Annotated in this window: 25 protein-coding genes and 4 pseudogenes; 20 read left to right on the plus strand and 9 right to left on the minus strand. The window is 69.7% G+C overall.

All coding sequences use genetic code 11. The features are described from left to right. Positions 1-141 precede the first annotated feature (141 nt). A complete protein-coding gene (locus M6G65_RS00250) occupies positions 142-315 on the plus strand; it encodes a hypothetical protein (protein ID WP_238197576.1) in 174 nt (57 codons plus the stop codon). 147 nt (positions 316-462) lie between these two features. Beyond that, the gene (locus M6G65_RS00255) at positions 463-705 is read left to right on the plus strand and encodes a hypothetical protein (RefSeq protein ID WP_238197575.1); all 243 of its coding nucleotides are present in this window, start codon (positions 463-465) and stop codon (positions 703-705) included. Positions 706-720: 15 nt separating this feature from the next. On the opposite strand, the gene M6G65_RS00260 is transcribed toward M6G65_RS00255, so the two are convergent. The 3 genes from M6G65_RS00260 to M6G65_RS00270 all read right to left on the minus strand — a co-directional run bounded on the left by M6G65_RS00260 (position 721) and on the right by M6G65_RS00270 (position 3,495). After that, positions 721-1,887: a DSD1 family PLP-dependent enzyme gene (locus tag M6G65_RS00260; protein WP_238197574.1), complete on the minus strand. Its 1,167-nt coding sequence runs from the start codon at positions 1,885-1,887 to the stop codon at positions 721-723. Positions 1,888-1,984: 97 nt separating this feature from the next. Beyond that, entirely contained in the window at positions 1,985-2,620 is a 636-nt protein-coding gene (locus tag M6G65_RS00265) for a 2-dehydro-3-deoxy-6-phosphogalactonate aldolase (protein WP_250103423.1), read from the minus strand. Continuing rightward, positions 2,617-3,495 (minus strand): 2-dehydro-3-deoxygalactonokinase, encoded by an 879-nt coding sequence (locus M6G65_RS00270; protein WP_238197572.1) that lies wholly within the window; start codon positions 3,493-3,495, stop codon positions 2,617-2,619. The genes M6G65_RS00265 and M6G65_RS00270 overlap by 4 nt, the downstream gene beginning before the upstream one ends. A 200-nt stretch (positions 3,496-3,695) precedes the next feature. Between M6G65_RS00270 and M6G65_RS00275 the strand changes: the two genes are divergently transcribed. From M6G65_RS00275 to M6G65_RS00330, 12 genes and pseudogenes are all read left to right on the plus strand, one after another. Further along, entirely contained in the window at positions 3,696-4,454 is a 759-nt protein-coding gene (locus tag M6G65_RS00275; protein WP_238197571.1) for an ABC transporter ATP-binding protein, read from the plus strand. Beyond that, positions 4,447-5,190, plus strand: a complete 744-nt coding sequence (locus M6G65_RS00280) for an ABC transporter ATP-binding protein (protein ID WP_238197570.1) — start codon at positions 4,447-4,449, stop codon at positions 5,188-5,190. Before M6G65_RS00275 ends, M6G65_RS00280 begins: the two co-directional genes overlap by 8 nt. A gap of 293 nt (positions 5,191-5,483) precedes the next feature. Further along, complete coding sequence (locus M6G65_RS00285) at positions 5,484-6,701, plus strand: ABC transporter substrate-binding protein (RefSeq protein ID WP_238197569.1); 1,218 nt, start codon at positions 5,484-5,486, stop codon at positions 6,699-6,701. Between the two features lie 28 nt (positions 6,702-6,729). Continuing rightward, positions 6,730-7,617 carry a branched-chain amino acid ABC transporter permease gene (locus M6G65_RS00290; protein ID WP_238197568.1) on the plus strand — a complete coding sequence of 296 codons (888 nt, stop codon included), beginning with the start codon at positions 6,730-6,732 and terminating at the stop codon, positions 7,615-7,617. Between the two features lie 21 nt (positions 7,618-7,638). After that, positions 7,639-8,625, plus strand: a complete 987-nt coding sequence (locus M6G65_RS00295; protein WP_192706881.1) for a branched-chain amino acid ABC transporter permease — start codon at positions 7,639-7,641, stop codon at positions 8,623-8,625. Positions 8,626-8,763: 138 nt separating this feature from the next. Further along, positions 8,764-9,120 (plus strand): hypothetical protein, encoded by a 357-nt coding sequence (locus tag M6G65_RS00300; protein WP_250103424.1) that lies wholly within the window; start codon positions 8,764-8,766, stop codon positions 9,118-9,120. 68 nt (positions 9,121-9,188) lie between these two features. Continuing rightward, positions 9,189-11,143, plus strand: a pseudogene (gene mutL, locus M6G65_RS00305) (DNA mismatch repair endonuclease MutL). A gap of 163 nt (positions 11,144-11,306) precedes the next feature. Then, entirely contained in the window at positions 11,307-12,512 is a 1,206-nt protein-coding gene (locus M6G65_RS00310) for an acyl-CoA dehydrogenase family protein (RefSeq protein ID WP_238197566.1), read from the plus strand. A gap of 16 nt (positions 12,513-12,528) precedes the next feature. Continuing rightward, positions 12,529-13,706, plus strand: a pseudogene (locus M6G65_RS00315) (acetyl-CoA C-acyltransferase family protein). A gap of 1 nt (position 13,707) precedes the next feature. Further along, positions 13,708-14,475, plus strand: coding sequence for an SDR family NAD(P)-dependent oxidoreductase (locus tag M6G65_RS00320; RefSeq protein WP_250103425.1), 768 nt, complete (start codon positions 13,708-13,710; stop codon positions 14,473-14,475). A 3-nt stretch (positions 14,476-14,478) separates the two neighbouring features. Next, a complete protein-coding gene (locus tag M6G65_RS00325) occupies positions 14,479-15,492 on the plus strand; it encodes a phosphotransferase family protein (protein ID WP_238197563.1) in 1,014 nt (337 codons plus the stop codon). A gap of 2 nt (positions 15,493-15,494) precedes the next feature. Then, positions 15,495-15,818 carry a DUF6285 domain-containing protein gene (locus M6G65_RS00330; RefSeq protein ID WP_238197562.1) on the plus strand — a complete coding sequence of 108 codons (324 nt, stop codon included), beginning with the start codon at positions 15,495-15,497 and terminating at the stop codon, positions 15,816-15,818. A gap of 84 nt (positions 15,819-15,902) precedes the next feature. Here M6G65_RS00330 and M6G65_RS33855 read toward each other — a convergent pair whose 3' ends face one another. Continuing rightward, positions 15,903-16,334, minus strand: coding sequence for an AMP-binding enzyme (locus tag M6G65_RS33855; RefSeq protein ID WP_430929586.1), 432 nt, complete (start codon positions 16,332-16,334; stop codon positions 15,903-15,905). A 45-nt stretch (positions 16,335-16,379) separates the two neighbouring features. Next, positions 16,380-17,556 (minus strand): annotated as a pseudogene (locus M6G65_RS33635) (AMP-binding protein); the annotation flags it as partial. Between the two features lie 81 nt (positions 17,557-17,637). Between M6G65_RS33635 and M6G65_RS00340 the strand changes: the two are divergent. The 4 genes from M6G65_RS00340 to M6G65_RS00355 all read left to right on the plus strand — a co-directional run bounded on the left by M6G65_RS00340 (position 17,638) and on the right by M6G65_RS00355 (position 20,523). Continuing rightward, positions 17,638-18,300, plus strand: a complete 663-nt coding sequence (locus M6G65_RS00340; RefSeq protein WP_250103426.1) for a phasin family protein — start codon at positions 17,638-17,640, stop codon at positions 18,298-18,300. 2 nt (positions 18,301-18,302) lie between these two features. After that, a complete protein-coding gene (locus M6G65_RS00345; protein WP_238197593.1) occupies positions 18,303-19,241 on the plus strand; it encodes an alpha/beta fold hydrolase in 939 nt (312 codons plus the stop codon). A 403-nt stretch (positions 19,242-19,644) separates the two neighbouring features. Then, positions 19,645-20,094: a helix-turn-helix domain-containing protein gene (locus M6G65_RS00350; protein WP_238197559.1), complete on the plus strand. Its 450-nt coding sequence runs from the start codon at positions 19,645-19,647 to the stop codon at positions 20,092-20,094. 72 nt (positions 20,095-20,166) lie between these two features. Beyond that, positions 20,167-20,523, plus strand: coding sequence for a cupin domain-containing protein (locus M6G65_RS00355; protein ID WP_238197558.1), 357 nt, complete (start codon positions 20,167-20,169; stop codon positions 20,521-20,523). Between the two features lie 7 nt (positions 20,524-20,530). Here the strand turns inward: M6G65_RS00355 and rsmD are convergent, their stop codons facing one another. The 4 genes and pseudogenes from rsmD to M6G65_RS00375 form a co-directional block, all read right to left on the minus strand. Continuing rightward, on the minus strand, positions 20,531-21,088 hold the full coding sequence (gene rsmD / locus M6G65_RS00360; protein ID WP_238197557.1) for a 16S rRNA (guanine(966)-N(2))-methyltransferase RsmD: 558 nt from the start codon (positions 21,086-21,088) through the stop codon (positions 20,531-20,533). Beyond that, positions 21,085-22,934: pseudogene (locus M6G65_RS00365) on the minus strand (pseudouridine synthase). The gene rsmD and the pseudogene M6G65_RS00365 overlap by 4 nt, the downstream one beginning before the upstream one ends. Positions 22,935-23,059: 125 nt before the next feature. Next, positions 23,060-23,236: a DUF1328 domain-containing protein gene (locus tag M6G65_RS00370; protein ID WP_238197555.1), complete on the minus strand. Its 177-nt coding sequence runs from the start codon at positions 23,234-23,236 to the stop codon at positions 23,060-23,062. Positions 23,237-23,314: 78 nt separating this feature from the next. Continuing rightward, entirely contained in the window at positions 23,315-23,506 is a 192-nt protein-coding gene (locus tag M6G65_RS00375; RefSeq protein WP_238197554.1) for a CsbD family protein, read from the minus strand. 144 nt (positions 23,507-23,650) lie between these two features. Between M6G65_RS00375 and M6G65_RS00380 the strand changes: the two genes are divergently transcribed. Next, positions 23,651-24,139: a nucleoside deaminase gene (locus M6G65_RS00380; protein WP_238197553.1), complete on the plus strand. Its 489-nt coding sequence runs from the start codon at positions 23,651-23,653 to the stop codon at positions 24,137-24,139. A gap of 55 nt (positions 24,140-24,194) precedes the next feature. Further along, entirely contained in the window at positions 24,195-24,899 is a 705-nt protein-coding gene (locus tag M6G65_RS00385) for an SDR family NAD(P)-dependent oxidoreductase (RefSeq protein WP_238197552.1), read from the plus strand. Positions 24,900-24,902: the final 3 nt, after the last annotated feature.

Here is a 24,902-nt window from a genome sequence, read left to right on the forward strand (position 1 = left end):
GAATGCATCAGGTCGCGAGCGACAGCGCTTGCGCCCGAATCGGGAAAGGTTTTGGGAACGGCTGCCTCACAGGATGGCAGGACCGCGGCCCTTCGAGGTGCATCCGCGGCTTTCACGCAGTGACGCCCCTGAGGTTTGGCCATGCTCGCGCGGGTCTGGGACGTGGTGAAGGCGACGCTCGCCGTGTCGGCCCTGATCGCAGCCGCACTTGTGTCCGCCGACAAGCTCGACCGACAGCGCACGTCGCCGGTGCCTGGCGTGGCGGTGGGCGAGCCCGCCATCACGGGCGCGATCACGCCTGCCGGGCGCCCGTAAGCCCGCGGCTCTCCCGCAAAGCTCTCCGCAGCTCTGCGACAGATTGTGCACCGATCCGACGGAAACCCCGGCGGTTACCGGCGTGCTTGCCCGGCCCCGCGACCTGCGCGTACGCGCCTGCCGCTTCGCCGGAGAGGATACGGCTCGATGAAGTCCGCCACCTTCGCCCTGCTGGCCATCGTTGCCGGAGCGGTGCCGGCACTTGCGGGGACGCGGGCCGAACGCACCGCATGCAAACCCGACGTGCTGCGCCTATGCGCCGCCCAGATTCCGAATGCCGGCGCGATCACGGCCTGCCTCCGTGAGAGGCGCGCCACCCTCAGCCCCGGATGCCGGACCGTCATGGAGGAATCCGACGCTCCGATGCGGTCGGTGGCTGCCCGCCGTTGAAACCGCGTAACTGATTCACCAGCCGTTGATGCGCGGCCAGATCTGGCCGGTCATCGCGCCACCGCGGATCACGTGGTAGCGGTCGTGCTGGGCCCCGGTCGCGCAGGCGTGGTTCGGCAGGATGCGCAGGCGCGTGCCGATCGGCAGGTGGGGCAGGGCGGCGGACGAGCCCTTTCGCAGCGCCAGTATGCCGTGCTCCTGATTGGCGTCCTGCACGATCAGATCCGGATAGGGCAGGCCGGCCCGGTCACAGACGAGGCCGTATCCCTGGTCGACCGCTTGGCGGGCCGTGCCCCTGTCCCGGGAGAGCGCCATCCAGCCGGCATCCGTGATGATCCAGCCCTTGTCGCGCTGGTGCCCGATCACCGTCGTGAGGATCGTGAGCGCGATATCGTCCACCGCGCAGGAGCCGACGCCGGCCTGGAACAGGTCGCCGATCATGAACACGCCGGCGCGCACCTCCGTGACGCCTTCCAGGGTCTTGGCGTAGCGGGCCGTCGGGGTCGAGCCGACGCTGACGATCGGGCAGGGCAGTCCGGCCTCGCGAAGGATCGCGGCGGCCGCAACGGCGGCTCTGCGCTCGGCCTCCGCGGCGGCGCGCAGCGCGGCGGGGTCGCTCAGCCCGTAGCTGTCGCCGGCATGGAGCAGCACGCCGCGCAGGGCGGCGCCGTCGGAGAGCGCGCGGCCGATGGCGACGAGCGTGTCGGCATCGCGCGGCGCGACACCGGAGCGGTGACCGTCGGCATCCACCTCGATCAGCACCGGCAGGGGATCGCCGTTCTGACGGCTCCAGGCCGCCACCGCCTCCGCCTGCGCAACCGAATCGAGGATGATCGCGAGGTCCGTGTTCCAGCGCCGGCGAATCGCACCGACCCGATCAAGCTTGTGCGGCGCGATCCCGACCGCGTAGATCATGTCGCGGATCCCGCCTTCGGCGAAATACTCGGCCTCCCGCAGGGTCGATACGGTGGCCGGACCATTGGGACTCGCCATGGCGGCGCGCGCGACGTCGAGGGATTTGGCGGTCTTGAGATGCGGACGCAGGGTGACGTGCAACGCGTCGAGCTGCCCGCGCATCCGGTCGATATTCGCCTGCAGCTTATCCGCGTCGAGGACGAGGCAGGGGGTGTCGAGCCCGTCGAGGCCGTCGCGCTCCGTACTCGTCCCGCTCTGACCGATCATCGACCCGCTCCTGTCCTCGCTGACGCAGCAGCCTGATAGGCTGCCCGGGATCCGGGTCCAAGCCGGGATCTCGACGGGAGTGGGCGGTGCGGGTCTCTCAGCCGGCGTGCCGGATGGCCGCGACGAAAGCGGCCGCATCGCGGGCGACGTCGGCCGCCGCCTTGCCCGGACGGTAGAGGTTCGAACCGAGGCCGAAGCCGTCGGCGCCGGCCTGACGCCAGCCGGCGATGCTGTCGGGCGTGACGCCGCCGACCGCGAGAACGCGCGTGCCAGCCGGCAGCACCGCCCGGTGCGCCTTCAAGGCGAGGGGGGTGGCGACATCGGCGGGAAACAGCTTGAGCGCCGTGGCTCCGGCCGCGAGCGCCGCGAAGGCTTCGGTCGGCGTCTGATAGCCCGGCAACGCGATGAGGCCGGCTCCCACCGTCGCGCCGATGACGGCGGCATCGGTATTGGGCGAGACCACCAGAGTTCCGCCCGCGTCGGCGACCGCCCCGACCTGCGCCGGCGTCAGGACCGTGCCGGCTCCGACGAGGGCGCGTCCGGCCAGGCGTTTGGAGAGAAGCCCGATGCTCCGCAGCGGCTCGGGCGAGTTGAGCGGAACCTCGGCGAGCGTGAACCCGGCCTCGACCAGCGCGTCGCCCACGTGAGGTGCCGCGTCGGGCGTCAGCCCGCGCAGGATGGCAACGAGCGGGCAGGCGGCGAAGGCCGTCTCGAACCGATCGCGGATGGTCATGCCCGCAAACTCCAGATGGCGTGGATGCCGGCCGTTGTAGATCCGTCCGGCACGAGCACCGGCATTCCGCCGGCCTCTCTGATGGCGACGGCGTAGAGCGCGCTCAGGAACCCGCCGCCGACCACGTGGACCGGGCGGCGGGCGAGATCCTCCCGGGTGCCGATATCGGTGCCGATCAATATTCCGCTGGCATAGGCCGCGGCGTCGTCGGGCGCCAGCCAGCCGAGCAGGACGCCGGCGCGGACCTCGAACAGGCTGGCGGCGACGTTGTGCGAGGCGATCCCGCGGCGCAGCCCTCTCCGGAATGGTGCGCCGTCGGCGACTGGGCCGTCCAGCATCCCGGCCAGCACGCCGTGATGGCGAAGAAGGGCGAAGACCTCACCGGTCATGACCGTGGTGAAGTCTGTGATCGCGCCGTCCACGGTTTCGATCCACTTGTTATGTGTGCCGGGCTGGCAGAACAGCGCCGTCGGCGGTGCGGTGCCGGCGCGGATCGCGCCCAAGATCTGGATCTCCTCGCCCCGCATCACGTCCGGCCGTTTGCCGTCGCGGAGGGCGACGCCTGGAACGATGTGCACGCCCGGGGCGGCCTCGGCACAGGCGTCGGCGAGGCTCTCCAGTGTTGCGGGAGCTGCGATGTAGGGCGCCTCGAGCCAGCCCCGGGTGGAGCCGACCATTCCGACGGCGATGACCGGATAGGTACCCAGACGCTCCCGGAGCGCCGCGATCTCGGCCGGATACTGATCTGTCGCGAGGGCGAGGACCCCGCGCTCGTCGTGCAGGCTGTCCAGCACCGCACCCTCACGCGTCATCGCGTAGGCCCGGCGGTTGGTCGTGCCCCAATCGATGGCGATGTAGGCCGCGCGATCGGCCATCGAGCCCTCCCGGTCGATATTTGTCTGAGTTAATCGCGTGGTGTCAGCCGGTCAAGCTCGGCATACGGGACCGGCTTCGGCGCGAACGTTTGAATATCACTCCCGGGGGATTGTCGCGCCGCATCGCGCGTTTGCGATGGACTGGTCCCGCTTGCATCGGCGATATGGCAGGCAAGAATTCATACCCGGGAGGGACACGCTTGGCACGGGACGTGATCCTGGCGACGGACGGCTTGACGATGGAATTCAAGGGATTCCGGGCCGTCAACGGCGTAGCCTTGCAGGTCGAACGTGGGACGATCCACGCGCTGATTGGGCCGAACGGCGCCGGCAAGACGACCTGCTTCAATCTCCTGACGAAGTTCCTCATCCCGACGGCCGGGACGATCCGCTTCAAGGACCGCGACATCACCGGCGTGAAGGCGGCCGATGTCGCCCGGCTCGGGCTGGTGCGCTCCTTCCAGATCTCGGCGGTGTTCCCGCATCTGACAGTCATGGAGAACGTGCGCATCGCGCTTCAGCGGCGGCGGCGCGGCGACTCGTTCGACTTCTGGAGACCCGAGCGGGTTCTGCGGGCGCTCAACGGCGAGGCGCTGGCGCTGGTGGAGGCCGTGGGCCTCTCGGACTTCGCCGACGTGCTGGCGGTGGAGCTGTCCTACGGCCGCAAGCGCGCCCTGGAGATCGCCACGACGCTCGCCCTCGATCCCGAGATGCTGCTGCTCGACGAGCCGATGGCGGGCATGGGCCACGAGGATGTCGAACGTACGGCGCAGCTGATCCGCCGGGTGTCGAAGGACCGGACCATCCTGATGGTCGAGCACAATCTCTCGGTGGTGGCGTCCCTGTCGGACCGCATCACCGTCCTGGCCCGCGGCCAGGTGCTGGCCGAGGGCGATTACGCCACCGTCTCCAAGGATTCGCGCGTGGTGGAAGCGTATATCGGGGCGGGACATGCCTGAAGCGGCCCTGAAGACTCCGGCTCCGGCCGCCGTGACCGGCTCGCTCCTCACCGTCCGGGGCCTGGAGGGCTGGTACGGCGAGAGCCACGTCCTGCACGGCATCGATATCGACGTCCGGGCCGGCGAGGTGATTACCCTCCTTGGCCGCAACGGCGCCGGCAAGACCACGACCCTGCGGGCGATCATCGGCATCCTCGGTCGGCGCTCGGGCTCCATCGTCTACGACGGCGTCGAGACGATCCGGATGGCGTCGCGCAACATCGCCCGGCTCGGGCTCGGCTACGTGCCGGAGGAGCGCGGCATCTTCGCGAGCCTGACGGTGCACGAGAATCTGATGCTGCCGCCCCGGGTGAAGCCGGGGGGCATGTCGGTGGCGGAGATTCATACGCTGTTCCCGAACCTGAAGGAGCGATCCGGCAGCCAGGGCACGAAGCTGTCCGGCGGCGAGCAGCAGATGCTGGCGATCGGCCGGATCCTGCGCACCGGCGCCAAGCTGATCCTGCTCGACGAGCCGACCGAAGGTCTCGCGCCGGTCATCGTCCAGCAGATCGGCCGGACGATTCAGCAATTGAAGGCTCAAGGCTACACCATCGTGCTGGTGGAGCAGAACTTCCGCTTTGCCCAGACGCTTGCGGACCGGCATTTCGTGATCGAGCAGGGCCGGGTGGTCGACATGATCCCCAATGCAGAGCTTGATGCCAATATCGACAAGCTTCACGCCTATCTCGGCGTCTGACATCATGTCTCGGATCGGTCCAGACAACGGATCAAGGCAGATCAAGACGCCGTCGTACCGGGGCTCGCCGCAAGCGGGAGCCCGGAATCCAGAAACACCGCGGGCTCGGAGTGTCGCGCAGCGATCAGCTCCGACGGCGGCTCTGGATTGCGGGCTCCACTACGCGGCCCCGGAATGACGGTGACGGATACCTGCTCAAGAATACGACGACGTTAGGCAACTCGATCACTCCCCGTCGGCCCAAATACAGGGTCGGCGCGAGGGGGTGCACAAGATCAAGGATGGAAACGCACATGTTCGGACGTATTGGTGGGCCCGTGACTCTCGCCGCCCTCGCGGGCGCCCTGATGATGGGCACCGCGGCCGCGCAGACGAACGTGAAGATCGGCATCCTGGGCGACCGCTCGGGTGCCTATTCCGACATCAGCGGCGAGGGCTCGGTGGTCGCCGCCAAGCTGGCCGTCGAGGATTTCAAGCCGGAGCAGCACGGCCTCAAGGTCGAGATCGTCTCGGCCGACCACCAGAACAAGCCGGATGTCGGCGCGGCCATCGCCCGGCAATGGTACGACCGCGACGCCGTCGATATGATCACCGACGGCGTGACCTCCTCGGTGGCGCTGGCCATCAGCCAGGTCACCAAAGAGAAGAACAAGGTCTTCATCGACACTGGCGCCGGCACCGCCGACCTCACCGGCCCGCAATGCACGCCGAACACGATTCACTGGGTCTACGACACGGTGGCGCTGGCCAACGGCACCGGCGGTGCCATGGTGAAGCGCGGCGGCAATACGTGGTACTTCCTCACCGCCGACTACGTGTTCGGCCAGACCCTTCAGCGCGACACCAGCGCGGTCATCACCAAGAACGGCGGCAAGGTCGTGGGTTCGGTGAAGACGCCGTTCCCGACCTCGGACTTCTCGTCCTTCCTGCTCCAGGCGCAAGGGTCGGGCGCGAAGGTGATCGGCCTCGCCAATGCCGGCACAGACACGATCAACTCAATCAAGCAGGCGGGTGAGTTCGGCATCACCGAGGGCGGGCAGGCGCTCGCCGGCCTCCTGGTCTTCTCCTCGGACGTGCATTCCCTCGGCACGAAGGTCGCGCAGGGTCTGGTGCTGACCGAGCCGTTCTACTGGGACCTGAACGACCAGACCCGGGCCTTCTCGGACCGCTTCGCCAAGCAGATGAAGAACGCCTCGAAGCCCACCGCCAACCATGCCGGTGTCTACTCGGACGTGCTTCACTACCTGAAGGCGGTGGCCGAGCTGAAATCGACCGCCGACGGCGCCGCCACGGTCGCCAAGATGAAGGCGATGCCGACCGACGACCCGCTGTTCGGCAAGGGCACGATCCGCGCCGACGGCCGCAAGATCCACGACATGTACCTGTTCGAGGTCAAGAAGCCCGCCGAGTCGAAGGGCGAGTGGGATCTGTACAAGACGCTTGAGACCATCCCGGGCGAGCAGGTCTTCCGGCCGCTCAACGAGGGCAACTGCCCCCTCGTGAAGGGCTGAGCATGCGATTGGGGCGCGGGAAACGGCCATGACCACGATCTTCGAAGTGCCGACGCAGGCCCTGTTCGGGCAATTGCTGCTCGGCCTGATCAACGGCTCGTTCTACGCGATCCTGTCGCTGGGGCTGGCGATCATTTTCGGGCTCCTGAACATCATCAACTTCGCCCACGGCGCGCTCTACATGATGGGCGCGTTCGTGGCCTGGATGCTGCTGACCTATGTCGGCCTCGGCTACTGGTGGGCACTGGGGCTGGCGCCCCTGGTGGTCGGAGCCTTCGGGATCGTGCTGGAGCGGGTGCTGATCGCCCGGCTCTACAAGCTCGACCATCTCTACGGCCTGCTGCTGACCTTCGGCCTCGCGCTGATCATCCAGGGCCTGTTCCGCAACCAGTACGGCGTCTCGGGCCTGCCCTACGCGATCCCGGCCGAGCTGTCGGGCGGCCAGCGGCTGCCCTTCATGTTCCTGCCGAACTACCGGGCCTGGGTGGTGGTCGCGTCGCTCACCGTGTGCATCGCCACCTGGCTCGTGATCGAGAAGACCAAGCTCGGCGCCTATCTTCGGGCGGCCACCGAGAACCCGACCCTGGTCCAGGCCTTCGGGGTGAACGTGCCGCTGTTCCTGACGCTGACCTACGGCTTCGGCGTTGCGCTCGCGGGCTTCGCCGGGGTGCTGGCCGCGCCGATCTACTCGGTGAACCCCAACATGGGCGCCGACATCATCATCGTCGTCTTCGCCGTGGTGGTGATCGGCGGCATGGGCTCGATCATCGGCTCGGTGATCACCGGCTTCACCCTGGGCCTGGTCGAGGGGCTGACCAAGGTGTTCTATCCGGAAGCCTCAGCGACCGTGATCTTCGTGATCATGGTGCTGGTGCTGCTCGTCAAACCCGCCGGCCTGTTCGGGCGCACGGCCTGACCGCGAACTGAGGCATCTCCCATGGCCGACACCGCCGCCATCGACGCCGCCCCGATCGCCGCCGCTCTGCCGACGACCCGGGACGACAAGGCACTCCACCGCCTGATCTTCGTCGGCATCGCCGTTCTGCTGATCGTGGCGCCGCTGGTGCTCTACCCCGTCTACCTGATGAAGGTGCTGTGCTTCGCGCTGTTCGCGCTCGCCTTCAACCTGCTGCTCGGCTACGGCGGCCTGCTCTCCTTCGGTCACGCCGCCTATTTCGGCATGGCGAGCTATCTCTGCGCCTACACGGCCAAGCATCTTGGCTTCACGCCCGAGGTGGCGATCCTCACCGGCACGGCGACGGCGGCCCTGCTCGGGCTGGTCTTCGGCGCGCTGGCGATCCGCCGGCAAGGCATCTACTTCTCGATGATCACCCTGGCGCTCGCCCAGATGGCGTACTTCTTCTCGCTGCAGGCGAAGTTCACCGGCGGCGAGGACGGCATCCAGGCGGTGCCGCGCGGTGCGCTGTTCGGGGTGATCAGCCTCGCGGACGATCGGGCGATGTACGCTGTCGTCGCCGTGATCTTCCTGGCCGGGATGCTGCTGATCTACCGGATCATCCACTCGCCCTTCGGGCAGGTGCTGAAGGCGATCCGCGACAACGAGCCGAGGGCGATCTCGCTCGGCTACCGGGCCAGCCAGTACAAGCTCGCGGTGTTCGTGCTCTCGGCGACGCTGGCGGGGCTCGCCGGCTCCACCAAGGCGATCGTCTTCCAGCTCGCCTCGCTGACCGACGTCCACTGGGCGATGTCGGGCGAGGTGGTGCTGATGACGCTCGTCGGCGGCATGGGCACGGTGTTCGGGCCGATCGTCGGTGCGCTGGTGATCGTCACCATGGAGACCTACCTCGCCCAGTTCGGCGCCTGGGTGACGATCATCCAGGGCTGCGTCTTCGTTCTGTGTGTTCTGCTGTTCCGCGAAGGCATCATCGGCCTGATCGCGCGCCTGATCCGCAGACCGCTCTGAAATATCGCTTCCGGGCTGCGCCGCCCAAGTCGGTGGAGCAGTCCCTCTCGTCGGAGGATGAAACAAGCCGTCGCCCGTGGTCACCGTTCGTTAACCAAGAACGTTCAACCTGAAGTTCCAGAACGGTCAGGTGCCGCCATGACGAAGGCCCGCGCGCTCAGCGTCGGCGATCCCGCCAACGATTGCCCCGTCTCGCCCGAGACGGTGGGGCAATTGATCAAATCCGACGCCGAGGGCGCCACCTACTTGCTCGACGGCATCCCGGAAGCCACCCGAGCGCGGCTGGCCGTCTGGCTCTACGGCCGCAGCCACACGCACGAGATCGGGGTCCGGGTCGCGGCGACCTGCGACGGCGCAACGCTGCGGCGCACGGCCGGGCTCGTCGGCAACGTCCTCTACGACCTGTCCCGCCGGCCCTACGCGGCGCCGAACCACGGAACGCGGACCGGCAGCGCCGGCCGGATCTCCCTGGGCGGGTCCAAGCGGCGCGCCTGAGCGCCGGACCTCTGCCGGCGCCCGATTGGATCGGGACCGCCCAGCGGTTATCTTGGCGGCAGATGTCCATGACCGCCGCCGCGCCCTCCGTCCGCCGCCTCGATCCCGTGCTCGCCGACCGCATCGCGGCCGGCGAGGTCGTGGAGCGCCCGGCCTCGGCCGTGAAGGAACTCGTCGAGAACGCCATCGATGCCGGGGCGCGGACCATCGAGGTCACGGTCGAGGCCGGCGGCCGGCGGCTGATCCGCGTCGTCGATGACGGACGCGGCATGACGCCGGACGATCTCGACCTCGCGGTCGAGCGTCACGCCACCTCGAAGCTGCCCGGGGGCGATCTGTCGGCGATCGACACGCTGGGCTTTCGCGGCGAGGCCTTGCCGTCGATCGGCGCGGTGTCGCGGCTCGCCATCGTCAGCCGGACCCCGGATGCCGAGGCGGGTGCAAGCCTCACCATCGAGGCTGGCCTGAAGGGGCCGGTGCGCCCAGCGGCGGCGCAGCGCGGCACGCGGATCGAGGTGACCGAGCTATTCGCCGCGACGCCGGCCCGGCTCAAGTTCCTGAAATCCGATCGCGCCGAGAACGCGGCCATCGCCGAGATCCTGCGCCGGCTCGCCGTTACCCAGCCCGGGATCCGTTTCACCCTGCGGGCCGATGCCGGCCAGCCGCTGCTTCTGCCGGCGGAAAGTGGGCCGGAGGCCGATCTGCGCCGGCTCGCCGCGGTGCTGGGACCGGATTTCACCGCTAACGCCCTGCCGGCATCGCTCGCCCGTGAGGGCTTCGCGGTGACCGGGCATGTCGGGCTGCCGACCTATCACCGCGCTGCGGCGACCCACATCCACCTCGCGGTCAACGGCCGCCCGGTGCGCGACCGTCTGCTGCTCGGGGCGGTACGCGGCGCCTACGCGGACACGCTGGCCTCCGACCGGCACCCGGTGCTCGGCTTGAGCATCGCGTGCGATCCGGAGCTCGCCGACGTCAACGTCCATCCGGCCAAGACGGAGGTGCGGTTCCGCGAGCCGGCCTCGTGCGCGCCCTTGTGGTGAGCGCGATCCACGACGCGCTGCGCCGCGGCGGCGCCCGGTCGGCCACGACGGGCGCGGCCCGGACCCTCGACGCCCTGCGCCCGGCCGGGCCGCCGCTCGCGATCCATAGCGGGATCGCCGCGCCGAGCCTGTTTCAGCCCGCGCGACCGGGTCCGTTTCCGGCCCATGCGCCCTCGGTGGCGGCGCCTCCCGGTTACGGCCGGTCGGAGGCTTGGCGGCCCGCAACGGCGGCGCGCGCGCCGGATCCGGCTTTTGCCCTTTCGGACGAGCGCGGTTTCGCCGAGGCGGCCCAGGCTCCGTTCGCGCGCCCGGAGATCGAGGCCCCGCCCCATGCGGATGTCCGGTCCGTTGCCGAGGCCGCGGAAGCCATCGACCACCCGCTCGGCGCGGCGCGGGCCCAGATCCACGAGACCTACATCCTCGCCCAGACCCGCGACGGCCTCGTGATCGTCGATCAGCACGCCGCGCACGAGCGGCTCGTCTACGAACGGATGAAGGCCGAGCGGGCGCGTGGCGGCATCGCCCGGCAGGGCTTGCTGATTCCCGACGTGGTGGAGATGAGCCCGGAGGAAGCCGAGCGGCTGGTCGCCGCGGCGCCGGATCTGGACCGCCTCGGTCTCGCGATCGAGCCCTTCGGCCCCGGCGCCGTGCTGGTGCGCGAGGTGCCCGCGGCGCTGATCGGCGCCTCGGTACGGGACCTCGTCACCGACATCCTCGACGCCCTCGATGCCAGCGGAGACGAGGAAGGCGGCGCTCCGGCCACAGAGGGCGGTCCGCTCGGGCGGCGCCTCGACGCCGTCCTGTCGCGGATGAGCTGCCACGGCTCGATCCGTGCCGGGCGGCGCCTGCGCCCGGAGGAGATGAATGCCCTGCTCCGCGAGATGGAGGCGACGCCCAATTCCGGTCAGTGCAATCACGGGCGTCCGACATCTATCGAGCTGAAACTGTCCGACATCGAGCGGCTGTTCGGCAGACGCTGACCACCGCCGCGGACGGCTTGGGCGCCGAACAGCCGCGGCACTTCGTTTCGCCTTGCGGTTGCCTGACCGGGTCCCGATCGTGGAGAGAACGGGCGAGAGCGGGTGCGCCCAGCCCGACGGGCGCCTCCCGACCGCGCACGGGCATCTGCCGGAGGCCGCGACCATGGACTTCACCATCTCGCCCCGCGTCGAGGCGTACCGCGCCCGGATCGCCGACTTCGTGGATGCCCACGTTGTGCCGCTCGAATCCGTGCCGGCAGCCTATGACGGGCACGGCAACATCAGCCTCGCCGAGCTGGCCCGGCTGCGCGGCCTCGCCCGAGATCAGGGATTGTGGTGCCTTCAGCTGAAGCCCGAGACCGGGGGCGCCGGGCTCGACAAGGTCGGCATGGCGGTCTGCTACGAGGCGATGAACCGCTCGATCTTCGGGCCGGTCGTGTTCAACTCGGCCGCGCCGGACGACGGCAACATGATGGTGCTGGAGAAGGTCGCAACCCCGGCCCAGAAGGAGCGCTGGCTCGCGCCGATCGTGGACGGACGGGTCCGCTCGGCCTTCGCGATGACCGAGCCGCATCCTGGCGGCGGCTCCGATCCCGGCATGATCCAGACCCGGGCCGAACGCCGGGGCGACACCTACGTGGTCACCGGCCGAAAATGGTACATCACCGGCGCCGAGGAAGCCGACCACTTCATCCTGATGGCCCGCACTTCCGACGACGCGCGGAAAGGTCTGACCGCCTTCCTGTTCCACAAGGACCAGCCCGGTTGGCGGATCCTGCGCCGCATCCCGATCATGGGACCGGAGGAGCATGGCGGCCATTGCGAGCTGCTGTTCGAGGGGCTGGAGATCCCGGCCGAGAATGTCCTGATGAACGAGGGCGACGGCCTGAAGCTCACGCAGATCCGCCTCGGCCCGGCACGGATGACCCACTGCATGCGCTGGCTCGGCCTGTCGAAGCGCTGCGTCGAGATCGCCCGGGCCTACGCGGCCGAGCGCCACGGCTTCGGCATCCGCCTGGCCGACCGGGAGAGCATCCAGCTGATGCTGGGCGACCTCGCCATGCGGATCGAGATCGGCCGCCTGCTGGTCATGAAGGCCGCCTGGGCGCTCGACCAGGGCAGCTTCGCCCGCAAGGAAGTCTCGATGGCCAAGGTCCACGTGGCCAACCTGCTGCACGCGGCCGCCGACGTGGCGATCCAGATCAACGGCGCCCGGGGCTATTCCACCGACACGCCGCTCGAATGGATCTACCGCTACGCCCGGCAGGCGCGGCTGGTGGACGGGGCCGACGAGGTCCACAAGATGGTGCTCAACCGGAACCTGGAAACTGAGGGCGACGCCTTCTGGTCGTGGCCGGTGGGCGCGTGAGCGAGAGATGACGAGCATGACCGACGTCGTGATCACAGGCGCGGTGCGGACCGCGATCGGCACCTTCGGCGGTGCGCTGGCCGCGATTCCGCCCTCGGAGCTCGCGGCCCAATGCATCGCGGAGGCGCTGCGCCGGTCCGGCACAGCGCCGGACACGGTCGGCCACGTGGTCCTCGGCAACGTGATCCCGACCGAGCCGCGGGACGCCTACATCGCCCGCGTCGCCGCGATGGAGGGCGGCATCCCCAAGGAAGTGCCGGCCATGACGGTCAACCGGCTCTGCGGCAGCGGCCTCCAAGCGATCGTCTCGGCGGCGCAGTCCATCCTGCTCGGCGATGCCGACACGGCGGTGGCCGGGGGCGCCGAGAGCATGAGTCGTTCGCCGCATCTCCTGAAGAACGGGCGCACAGGGCAGCGCATGGGCGACGCGGTGCTGGTCGATTACATGCTCGGCGCGCTGAGCGACCCGTTCGGAAACGGCCATATGGGCGTGACCGCCGAGAACATCGCGGAGCGCTACGGCATCCCCCGCGAGACGCAAGATGCCTTCGCCGCCGAGAGCCGGCTCGTGCGGCTCAGGCGATCCAGGAGGGTCGATTCCGCGAGCAGATCCTGCCCGTCGAGATCCAGCGCAAGCGCGAGACGGTGGCGTTTGACACCGACGAGCACCCGAAATCGACCAGCGCCGAGGACCTCGCCAAGCTGCGCCCCGCCTTCTCAAAGACCGGCAGCGTCACGGCCGGCAACGCCTCGGGCCTCAACGACGGCGCCGCCGCGCTCGTGCTGTCGAGCGCGGCCCGCGCGGAGCGCGACGGCCGCACGCCGCTCGCGCGCATCGTCGGCTACGCCCATGCGGGCGTGGATCCGTCCGAGATGGGCATGGGCCCGGTCCCGGCCGTACGGCGCCTGCTGGATCGCACGGGCCTCCGCGCGGCGGATTTCGACGTCATCGAGTCGAACGAGGCCTTCGCGTCCCAGGCCTGCGCGGTGTCGCGCGAACTGGACCTCGATCCCGCCAGGGTGAATCCCAACGGCGGCGCCATCGCGCTGGGCCATCCGATCGGCGCCACCGGCGCGATCATCACCGTGAAGGCGCTCTACGAGCTGGCCCGCAGCGGCGGGCGCTACGGGCTGGTGACCATGTGCATCGGCGGCGGTCAGGGGATCGCCCTGGCGGTCGAGCGGCTGCACTGAGATGGCAAACCCCTTCGATCTCGCCGGCCGGCACGTCCTGGTGACCGGGGCGTCGAGCGGCCTCGGCCGCCACTTCGCCGGGACGCTGGCGCGGGCCGGGGCGCACCTGACCCTCTGCGGGCGACGGGCCGACGCCCTGGCCGAGACCGTCGCCCGCGTCGAAGGGGAGGGCGGCCGTGCCCACGCGGTGGTGATGGACGTGACCGACGCGGCGAGTGTCGAGCAGGCGCTGGATGCCGCGGAGGCGCGGTTCGGCCCCGTCCGGGTGCTCGTCAACAATGCCGGCATCACCGCGACGAAGCCCGCCCTCGACCTCGCCGAGGCCGATTGGGACGCGGTGCTCGACACGAACCTGAAGGGCGTCTGGCTGGTCGCCCAGGCGACCGGACGGCGCATGGTCCGCGACGGCACGGGCGGCAGCATCGTCAACATCGCGTCGATCCTAGGTTTGCGGGTCACCGGCGGCCTCGCACCCTACGCGGCCTCGAAGGCCGGAGTGGTGCAGCTCACCAAGAGCCTCGCGCTCGAGTGGGCGCGCCACGGCATCCGGGTGAACGCCCTGGCGCCTGGCTACATCAAGACTGAGCTGAACGACGCCTTCTTCGAATCCGATGCCGGCAAGGCGCTGATCAAGCGCGTGCCGCAGCGCCGGCTCGGTGAGGCGGCCGAACTCGACGGCCCGCTGCTGCTGCTCGCCTCCGATGCCGGCGCCTACATGACCGGAAGCGTCGTCGCGGTGGACGGCGGTCACCTCGTTTCGGGCCTGTAGCGGATGGACGCGACACGCCTGCGCGACTGGATGGCCAGCCATCTCGGCTGCCCGGACCTCGTCGTTGAGGAGATCCGCCCGCTCGGCGGCGGCTCGATCCAGGAGAACAGGCTGGTGCGCTGCCGCCTCGGCGATGGCGTCCGTAACTACGTGCTGCGCATGGATGCCGCCGCCACCATCGCGTCGAGCCGATCGCGCGCGGAGGAGTTCCGTATCCTGGAGGCCGTCTGGCGCGCCGGCGTGCGCGTGCCGGAGCCGGTCGGGTTCTGCACGGACCCGGCCGTGGTCGGCGCGCCGTTCGCGCTTATGGGCCTGGTGGAGGGGGTCGGCCTGGGTCCGCGCATCGCGAAGGATCTGAGCCTCGGCGGTGACCGCGGGCGCCTCGCGGAAGATCTCGGACGAGAACTCGCCAAGATCCACGACACGCTGGATGCGCGCGAGCCGCTGCCGCCCGCACTGGCCTTCCTCGGGGCGCCGGAGGCGGACCCGGCTCGCGCCGAGATCGCACGGCTGCGCGCGAGCCTCGACGGGATCGATGTGCGGCGGCCGGCGATCGAATGGGGCCTGCGCTGGGGCGAGCTGCGCGCGCCCGATTGCCCGGAGCCGACTCTGGTCCATCGGGATTTCCGCACCGGCAACTACATGGTCGACGGGTCGGGCCTGACCGCCGTGCTCGACTGGGAATTCGCCGGCTGGGGCGATCCCGCGCAAGATCTCGGCTGGTTCTGTGCCGCCTGCTGGCGGTTCGGCAGACCGGACTTGGAGGCCGGCGGGATCGGGTCCCGCGCCGCCTTCTACCGCGGCTACACCGCCGCGAGCGGTCGTCGGATCGATCCGGACCGCGTCGCGTACTGGGAGGTGCTGGCCCATCTGCGCTGGGCGGTTATCGCCCTGGAGCAGGGTGCCCGCCACGTCTCCGGCCGCGAGTTCTCCCTCGAACTGGCGCTGACCGGCCGGATGGTCCCCGACCTGGAGCGGGCCATTCTGCAGGCGACCGCCCCCGAAGCCTGGAGCTGAGCATGCAGGACGAGCCTTCCGGCGCTGCCCTCCTCGACGCAGCCCGCCGGTCACTGATCGAGGAGGTAATCCCCGGCCTGACCGGTCGGCCGCGCTACGTCGCGCTGATGGTCGCCAACGCGATCGGGATCGCCGCGCGCGAGATCGCCGAGACCGATGCCTTGCAGGCGGCGTCCGAGCGCGTGCTGGCCGGCGCGCCGGTCGAGGCGCTGGTCCAGGCGATCCGCGCAGGCACGCGCGACGCCGATCCCGATCTGCACGCCGCGCTCACGGAGGCCGCGGAGGCCGCCGCGCAGGTTTGGAAGCCTGGGGTCGCCAAAGGCTGAGCGGGCGGGCAGCGGCTGATCTGAGTGTCCCAACTGAGCCGCACCTCAGGATAAGGTCAGTGGTGGACCTCCCGTTTCAGCGGCTCACAGTGCCCGCGCCTGCTCACGCAGCACGAACTTCTGGATCTTGCCGGTCGAGGTCTTCGGCAGCACGCCGAACACGACCGTCTTCGGCACCTTGAATCGCGCCATGCGCTCGCGACAGAAAGCGATCACCTCCTGGTCGGACGGTGCGTCGCCGCCCGGTTTCACTTCGAGGAACGCACAAGGGCTCTCGCCCCAGGTCGGGTCCGGCCGCGCCACGACGGCCGCCAGCATCACCGACGGATGGCGCATCAGCACCTCCTCCACCTCCAGGCTCGAGATGTTCTCGCCGCCCGAGATGATGATGTCCTTGGCCCGATCCTTGATCTCGACGGAGCCGTCCGGATGCCAGACGGCGAGGTCGCCCGTCCGGTACCAGCCGCCGGCCAGCGCCCGTCCGGTGGCGTCGGGATTGCCAAGATAGCCCTTCATCACGGTGTTGCCGCGCAGGCAGATCTCGCCGACCGTCGTGCCGTCCTGCGAGACGGGCCGGCCGGTCGCCACGTCGATGACCGAAACGCCCTCGAGAGTTGCGAGCGGCACGCCCTGACGCGCCATGCGGGCGTAACGGTCGGCGTCCGTCAGAGCGGTCCAATCGGGCTGCGCGAGGCAGACCGTGGCCGGCCCGTAGCTCTCGGTCGCGCCGTAGAGATGCGTCACCTGGAAGCCGAGTTCTTCCATCGTGCGGATGATCGTCCGAGGAGGGGGCCGCGCCGCCGACCGCGCACCGCACCCGTTGCGGGAAGGCCAGGCGATCGTTCTCCGGCGCGTGCGCGATCATCGAGAGCACGATCGGGGCGCCGCAGAGATGCGTCACGCCGTGCTCGGCGATGAGACGGAAGATCGCCGCCGGCTCGACCTTGCGCAGGCAGACCTGGGTGGCGCAGGCGGCGACGCTCGCCCAGGGATACGACCAGCCGCTGCAATGAAACATCGGCAAGGTCCAGAGATACACGCTCTCCGTCGTCAGGCCGAAGGTGACGGCATTGCCGAGGGCTTGAAGATAGGCGCCGCGGTGACTGTAGACCGCCCCCTTCGGGTCGCCGGTCGTGCCGGACGTGTACAGGAGGCAGAGCGACTGCCATTCGTCTTCCGGGCCGGTCCAGGCGTAGTCGGCGTTGCCTGAAGCCAGCAGAGCTTCGTACGGGATCGCCCCGGCGATGCCGGTCTCGCCGATCGTCACAACGAGAATGGGCTCGGCCCGATCCGCCAGTGCCCGTGCCGCGAGCGCTCCGTACTCGGCCTCGGCGATCACCACCCGGGCGCCGCCATGTGACAGGGAGAAGGCGATCGTCGCCGGATCGAGGCGGGTGTTGAGCGGGTTCAGCACGGCGCCGAGCATAGGCACGGCAAAATGGGCCTCGATCATCTCGGGCACGTTCGGCGCGAGGATCGCCACGGTGTCGAGCCGTCCGATTCCGAGACGCGCGAGGCCGGAGGCGAGGCGGCGGCTTCGCGTGTAAAGGTCCGCGTAGGTGAGGCGCCGGCTGCCGTCGATGACGGCGATCTTGGCTCCCGATGCGGCGGCGGCGCGCGCCAGAAGGCTCACGGGGGTCAGCGGCACGTAATTGGCGGGCGTCCGGTCCAGCCCTGTCTCGAAGGGATGACGGCCGGCCACTCTTGGCCGGAGGGACGGCGGGCAGGTCTCCGGCATCGTTCTGCCTTCTGGTCGGGCGGTGGGCGTGGCGTTCGCTCCCGGGATGAAATGATTTCGCGGCAGAGCCCGCTGTCAATCGTGAACGCCGCCCTGGTCGGGGCCCGGATCCGTTTCTGTCACAAGGTACGGTTGACGACGGGACGCCGCTGGCGGATGCCGTTGGTGCGGGCGGCCGGCGTCTCGCGAGCAACGGGAGACGACAGTGGGGAACGACAACCTGCCGGCGGTCTCCGGCCGGCCGGGCGCGCGATGGCGGAGAGCGGCGTCGCGCGGGCGCGCGAGACCTACGAGCGCTTCGCGGAGGCCGGCGAGATGGCGCTCAACGCGTTCGAGGCCTCGATGGCCCAGAGTTTCGAGGGCTGGCGCTCGGTGATGGGGTCCAGCCGCGAGACCACACACCAGCTCACCGACAGCAACGTCGCCGGCGCCCGCAAGATGCGCGAGCAATGGGACGCGGCCGGCGCGCGGCTCTACAACGCCTTCGAGGATAACGCCGTCCATGCCATGGCGGCGATGCGCGAGATCGGTCACCGGATGCTGGTGGCCACGGACACGAACGTTCGTGCCACGCTGGATTTCGCCGAGCGCGTCGCCAAGGCGGCCGACGCCCGGGAAGTCGCTGCGCTAAACGTCACCTTCCTGCAGGAACAGTCGCGCCGTCTGACTGAGCAGATGGTCGATCTTCACCAGACGACCAGCCGTCTCGCCCGCGAGGCGGCGGCCCGTACCGAAACACCGTGACCATGCTCTCGGGGGGGCAGGTCGCGGCGGGTCCGGCCGCAACGATGCCGCGTCTGGACGATCTCAGCCGTGCCGACGTGCCGTTCCGGACCGGGCAGTTCTGGGCCTACGCGCCGCACGACTTCCACCGGATCGCCTATGTCGAATGGGGGGATCCGGACAGCCCGCACGTGGTCATCTGCGTCCACGGCCTGAGCCGGCAGGGCCGCGACTTCGATCCTCTGGGCTACCGGCTGGCCAAGATGGGCTACCGGGTCGTCTGCCCGGACCTGCCCGGGCGCGGCCTCAGCGGGTGGCTGAAGGATCCAGAACATTACGCCCTGCCGCAATACGCCGGCGACATGGCGGCGCTGATCGCCCATCTCCGCGTTTCCGGGAAGATCGATTGGGTCGGGACCTCGCTGGGCGGTCTGACCGGCATGGTTCTGGCCGCGGCGGCCAACACGCCGATCCGCCGCATGGTGATCAACGACATCGGCCCGTTCCTGCCCTGGGCGCCGATCCGCCACATCGGCTCGCGCCTGCGCGACGCGCCGCGGCTGCACCACAACCTCGCCTCGGGCGAATCGCGTCTGCGCACCGTGCTGGCCGCGTTCGGATCGCTGACCGACGAGCAGTGGCGCCACATCGCCAAGCACAGCTTCTTCCGCGAACCGCATGGCGGATGGCGCCCGCATTACGATCCCGGCATCGGCGACGCGTTCCGGCCCGGGCGGGTCTACAGCGTCAGCATGTGGCGCGATTGGGACGCGATCACCTGTCCCGTCCTGCTGCTGCGCGGCGCGCAATCGGACCTGCTCCTGGCTTCGACGGCCGACGAGATGACGCGGCGGGGCCCGCCGACGGAGCGGATCGAGATCCCCGATTGCGGCCACGCGCCCGCATTGCTGGATGACGATCAACTCAAGATCGTGACCGACTGGCTCGGTCCTGCCGCGTGAGAGCGGCGCCGATCGCGGCCTGCCCGAGGATTCGTCTGGCTGCTCGAGAGAACGTCGCGGACGACGGCAATCGATCCGTCAACCAAAACCCAGATGCCGCAAAATTTCACCGTCGTGATCAAATGTTCGATAGTCAATTTCCGCATCTTTTTGCTCGTTTTCATGGGCGTAAATCGAGGATCTCATAGGCCAGACGGGCCGTCACGTCATGCGCGGCTCGGATATGCTGGTGACCTCAGATTTCACGAGCGTGACCATTCGTTGCGTGCGCGGCGGGACTGTGGCATCAACGGCTGTCAGGCCGGGATCTCCGCCGCGCGATGAAGCACCTGAGGGTTGTTGTCGGCGGCATTGGTCCAGCCGACCATGCCTTCCAACTGACACGACGTTCGGACTACCTCACATGGCCAATCCCACCCTCAAGCCGAAGCAGACCACAGCCATCGATCACGGGGTCGGCAGCCGCATCGCATTCCTGCGGGCCGCGAACGGGCTGAGCCAGTCGGCGCTGGCCAGCGCGCTCGGCGTGAGCTTCCAGCAGGTTCAGAAGTACGAGACGGGCAAGAACCGGGTCGGGGCGGGCCGCCTCCAGGCGATCGCCGAGCGGCTGGGCGTCCCGGTGTCGAGCTTCTTCGAGCCCGAGCCGGAAGTGGCGGGCGACAGCGGGCCGGCTCTGCTGCGCATCTCCGGCGCCGTCGAGCTTCTGCGCGCCTATAATCAGATCGCAGACGATCAGATGCGTCGCGACGTGCTGTCGTTGGTGAAGTCCGCGGCTCGGGTCGGACAGAGCCGGGCGGCCGACGAGGCGCCCTCTCGGGAATCCGACTTGCGCGACGCTGCCAAAGGCGCCTGATCGCCGTCGGCCGAGCCGCATGCGCCGGGTGAGCCCCAGCGCCGGACCGCCGGGTTGCGCAGGGGGAAGGCGATGAAGTCTCCGACGACCGTCATCAACCTCCTGGCGGACCTACCTGCCGACTCTCCCGAGGAGGTCGTGTCCGTGCTCCTCGCCGTGCCGGGGCTGCGGGTAGAGCGCATCGTCTCGACCGGCCAGGCGAGCCCGCCGGGCTTCTACTATGATCAGCCGCAGGCGGAGTGGGTGGCGGTCCTGGCGGGCTCCGCCGATCTGCGATTCGCCGACGAGACGGAGCCGCAACACCTCGTTGCGGGAGACGCCGTCCTGATCGCGGCGCATCGCCGGCATCGCGTAGACCGGACCGAGTCGCCGACGATCTGGCTCGCGATCCATTTCGGACCCGATGGCGAGTTGGTGGAGGCCGGCTGAACCGCGTTCAGGCGGCGTATCGCGCGAAGCTTACGGCGGTCTCCCCGTAGACGCGGCGCTCGAGTTCGGTAAATCCCTCCGGCCACGTGACTGACGCGCCTTCGGCCTCCTCGACCACCGCCAGGGCGTTGGGTGCCAGCCATGCCCCCGCGGCCGCGCTCGCGAGCGCGCGCGGCGCCAGATCGCGGCTATAGGGCGGGTCGCAGAACACGAGGGAGAATTGGCCGGCCGAGCCGGCAGGTCCCAGACGCGTGGCGTCCCGGCGGAAAAGCCGGGTCACGCCCCCAGCGCCGAGCGCCTCGATGTTGGCGCGAATGACCGCGCGGGCCTCGGCGCCTTCATCGACCAGCAGCGCGTAGGCGGCCCCACGTGAGAGCGCCTCGAAGCCGAGCGCGCCGGTGCCGGCGAAGAGATCGAGAACCCGCGCGCCCGCGAAGGTTTCGTCGTAGGCGTGCAGCAGCACGTTGAACAAAGACTCGCGGAGGCGGTCCGAGGTCGGCCGGATCGCGTCAGTGCGCGGTGTTGCGAGTCGTCTGCCCCGCCACGCCCCGCCGACAATCCTCATCGCGTTCCGCGCGGCGGTCGTCCGCCGCCGGGCTTGGCGCCGCCCCGTGGTGTACCGGGCCGACCGCCGGGTCGCGCGTTGCCGCCGCCCGTGCCACCCCCCTTGCCGCCGCCCTTGCCGGCGAAGCCACCCGGCCTGGAACCGCCCGGCTTGGGGCCACCGAAGCGCGGTTTGCCAGCCGGCGAGTCCGCTCTCTCAGACCGGAAACCACCCTTCGCCCGCGGCCCGCCCTCGGAAGGGCCGGACCCGAAGGATTTCCCGGGCCGACCCTCCGGTCTGGGACCACGGCGATCGTCCTGTCGGACCTGCCGCGCGGACCGTCGGCGGACCGCGCCATGTCACGACGCGGACGTTCGCCCTCGCTGCGCTCGCCGCGCGAGTCGGGTCTGCGGTCGCCACGCGGTCCCGATCGTTGCTCGCCGCGGGGCGCAAAGCCGCGCTCGCCGGACGGCCCGGCATCTCGTCCCGGGCGTCCGCCCTCGCGGCGCGGCAATCGCTCGGACGGTCCGTCCTCGGCGTAGCGGCGGCGCGGCTTGACGGCCGGCGCGGCCTCGACCGGCGTCGCCGACAGACGCTCGGCGACGACCCGGCGCTCGCCGGCGCGGATCGAGCCGACCCGTTCGCGGCCCCGTTCCGCGGCGCTCGCCTGCGCGGCGCGCGGGTCGGCACCCCGGCGCGGTACGCGAGTCCCGCGCGGCTTCGAAGCGTCCTCATCCCGCCACGTCGCGTTGCGCGGATTGGAGCCCGACCCGCCCGTCGAAACACGCGGCGCCGGTGCCGGACGAGCGGCGTTGCGCCGGCCGGCGCCTGACGCCTGCGCGGGCTTGGCGGCGGAATCGGCCTTCTTCGGTCCGCCGAACGGCGTGATGGGCTCGCGCACCGGGCTCTCGAAATCGACGCCGGCCTGCTCGGACAGCGCTTTGCCGAGCTGATCCTTGAGCACGCGGGTCCGCACCTCCTCGGCGAGGCCGACCTCCAGGTCGCCGAGCTGGAACGGTCCGAACGACAGCCGGATGAGACGGTTCACCGAGAGACCGAGATGCTCGAGGATCCGCTTGACCTCGCGGTTCTTGCCCTCACGGAGGCCCAGCGTCAGCCAGACATTGTCGCCCTGCACGCGATCGAGGCTGGCCTCGACCGGGCCATACTCCATGCCGTCGATGGTCACGCCCTTGGCGAGCCGGTCGAGCTGGGCTTGGTCGGTATCGCCATGTGCGCGGACGCGGTACCGGCGCAGCCAGCCCGTGTCGGGATGGGCAATCACCTTGGCGAGACCGCCATCATTGGTCAGCAGCAGCAGCCCCTCGGTGTTGATGTCGAGGCGCCCGATGGCGACGACCCGGGGCAGATCCTCCGGCAGGATGTCGAAGACCGTCTGCCGACCCTCGGGATCTCGCGCCGTCGTGACGACACCGCGCGGCTTGTGGAAGATCCACAGGCGGCTCCGCTCCCGCAACGGCATCGGCTCGCCGTCGATCAGGATTCGGTCGTCTTCGGTGATGTTGCGCGCCGGTGAGGTCAGAGTCTCGCCGTTGACGCTGACCCGGCCGGCCAGGATCATCGTCTCGGCGTCGCGCCGCGAGGCGATGCCGGCCCGCGCCATCGCCTTCGCGATGCGCTCGCCCGGCGGTGTCGATGCCGCGGCCTCATCGCCGGCCGCGCTATCCGGCTCGGGCCGGGGCGTCTTCGGCTCCGCCGCACTCTTGCGCGGAGCGGCCTTAGCGCGCTCGCGGTCTTGGTCTTCGCTGCCCGCGTCGGTTGCAGGCGTCCAGCCCTTACCGCGCGAGATCTCGGGGTCCGGACGGTCGGAACCCTCCGGCGTCTTGTCGTTCGGCACGTCGCTCATGCCAGGGCCTTACCAGAGCCCGTACCATCAGGCGAGACGGGTTCTGCAGCCGCATTGAGACGAGGCCCGCACGCAAAAGGGGCGGCCCATGGACCGCCCCCGCAGCGAATGCCGAACCGCTGGCGTCAGAGTCTCGGCGAGCGGCCGCGCATTACGCCGAACACCGCCGAGATAAGGAACAAGGCAACCGCCACGAAGAAGACGATCTTGGCCGCCTCCATGGCGGTGCCCGCGATGCCGCCGAAGCCGAGCAGAGCGGCGATCAATGCGACGACGAGAAATGTGACTGCCCAGCCGATCATGGCATCCTCGCGTTGTTCAAGTCGATCCAAGGTTGGAACCCGCAAAGAGCGGGCCCCGTTCCAGTTAAGGCTTTAAGATCAGAGCTTGTCGGTCGCCGACTTCACGGCGCTCTTCGCGTCGCCGACGGTGCCCTGGGCCTTGCCCTTGAGCTCCTGAGCCGCACCCTCGGCCTTCAGCTTGTCGTTCCCGGACACGTCGCCGATGCCCTGCTTGGCCTTGCCGAGAGCCTCGTTGGCGGCGCCCTTGATCTTGTCCGTGGTGCTGCTCATGGCGATGTCCTTGTGGTTGCTGCGGCGGCGCCGCGTTCATCCAACAAACGGTCACGGTCGCTCGAATGTTCCAGGCCTTAACATTGCCCTGTGTTAAGCAGCGGCATCCGTGAAGGCCCGCATCGGCGACGGGATAGGAACACCTTGGCAGCAGATCCGATCCACGCTCAGAAGTCGGACGTATCGGCTTCGCTGACCGCCCTCGATCACGCGTTCGCGGCGGCGCGGGCCGCGGGCGCGGCCGGCGAGGTGCCGGTCGGCGCCGCGGTGGTGCGGGACGGCGTGCTCCTGGCCGTCGCGCACAACCAGCCGCGGCATCTCCTGGACCCGACGGCGCACGCCGAGATCCTGGCCATCCGCGCGGCCTGTGCGGCAATCGGCGACGAGCGTCTGGCCGGCTGTGACCTCTACGTGACCCTGGAGCCCTGCCCGATGTGCGCGGGCGCGATCTCCTTCGCGCGGATCCGGCGGCTCTATTACGGCGCGGCCGATCCGAAGGGCGGCGGCGTCGAGCACGGTCCGCGGGTCTTCAACCAGGCAACCTGCCATCATGCGCCGGAAGTCTATGGCGGATTTCGCGAGCGCGAGGCGGCCGAGCTGCTGCGCGCGTTCTTCGCAGAGAAGCGGACATAGGACTGGCGGATGCCGGCCCTGGTCCCACGTTCTCATAGGATCGGAGGCCAGCACGATGATCCCGACCTATGCGCGAGCCCTGATCGTCGGCGCCGGCTCCGGCCTGAGTGCCTCGCTTGCGAGACTCCTGGCGGCGGACGGCCTCAAGATCGGTCTCGCGGCCCGGAACGTCGAGAAGCTTGCGGCCCTCGCCGCCGAGACAGGTGCGGCCGTGCATGCCTGCGACGCGAGCCGGCCTGCTGAGGTCGAGGCGCTGTTCGCGCGGCTGGAGCCGGCCCTTGGGGGCGCTCCGGACGTCGTGATCTACAATGCCAGCGGGCGGCTGCGCGGCTCCATCGCGGATCTGGATCCGGACGCGGTCGCCCGGTCGCTGATGGTGTCGGCGTATGGCGGTTTCCTGGTGGCGCAGGCCGCGGCGCGCCGCATGCTGCCGCACCGCCACGGGGCGATCCTGCTCACGGGCGCGTCGGCGAGCGTGAAGGGCTTCGCGGGCTCGGCACCGTTCGCCATGGGCAAATTCGGCCTGCGGGGGCTGGGACAGAGCCTCGCCCGCGAATTGCAGCCGCAGGGCATCCACGTCGCCCACATCGTCATCGACGGCGCGATCCGGAACCCCGACCGCGGCGGCGAGCCGGCCGACGCTCCCGACAGCCACCTCGATCCGGATGCCATCGCGCGAGCCTACCGCGACCTGCTGCGCCAGGATCGGAGCGCGTGGACGTCGGAGCTTGAGCTGCGTCCCTGGGTAGAGCGGTTCTGATCC

This window comes from Methylobacterium tardum (assembly GCF_023546765.1).
GTDB classification, from domain to species: domain Bacteria; phylum Pseudomonadota; class Alphaproteobacteria; order Rhizobiales; family Beijerinckiaceae; genus Methylobacterium; species Methylobacterium tardum.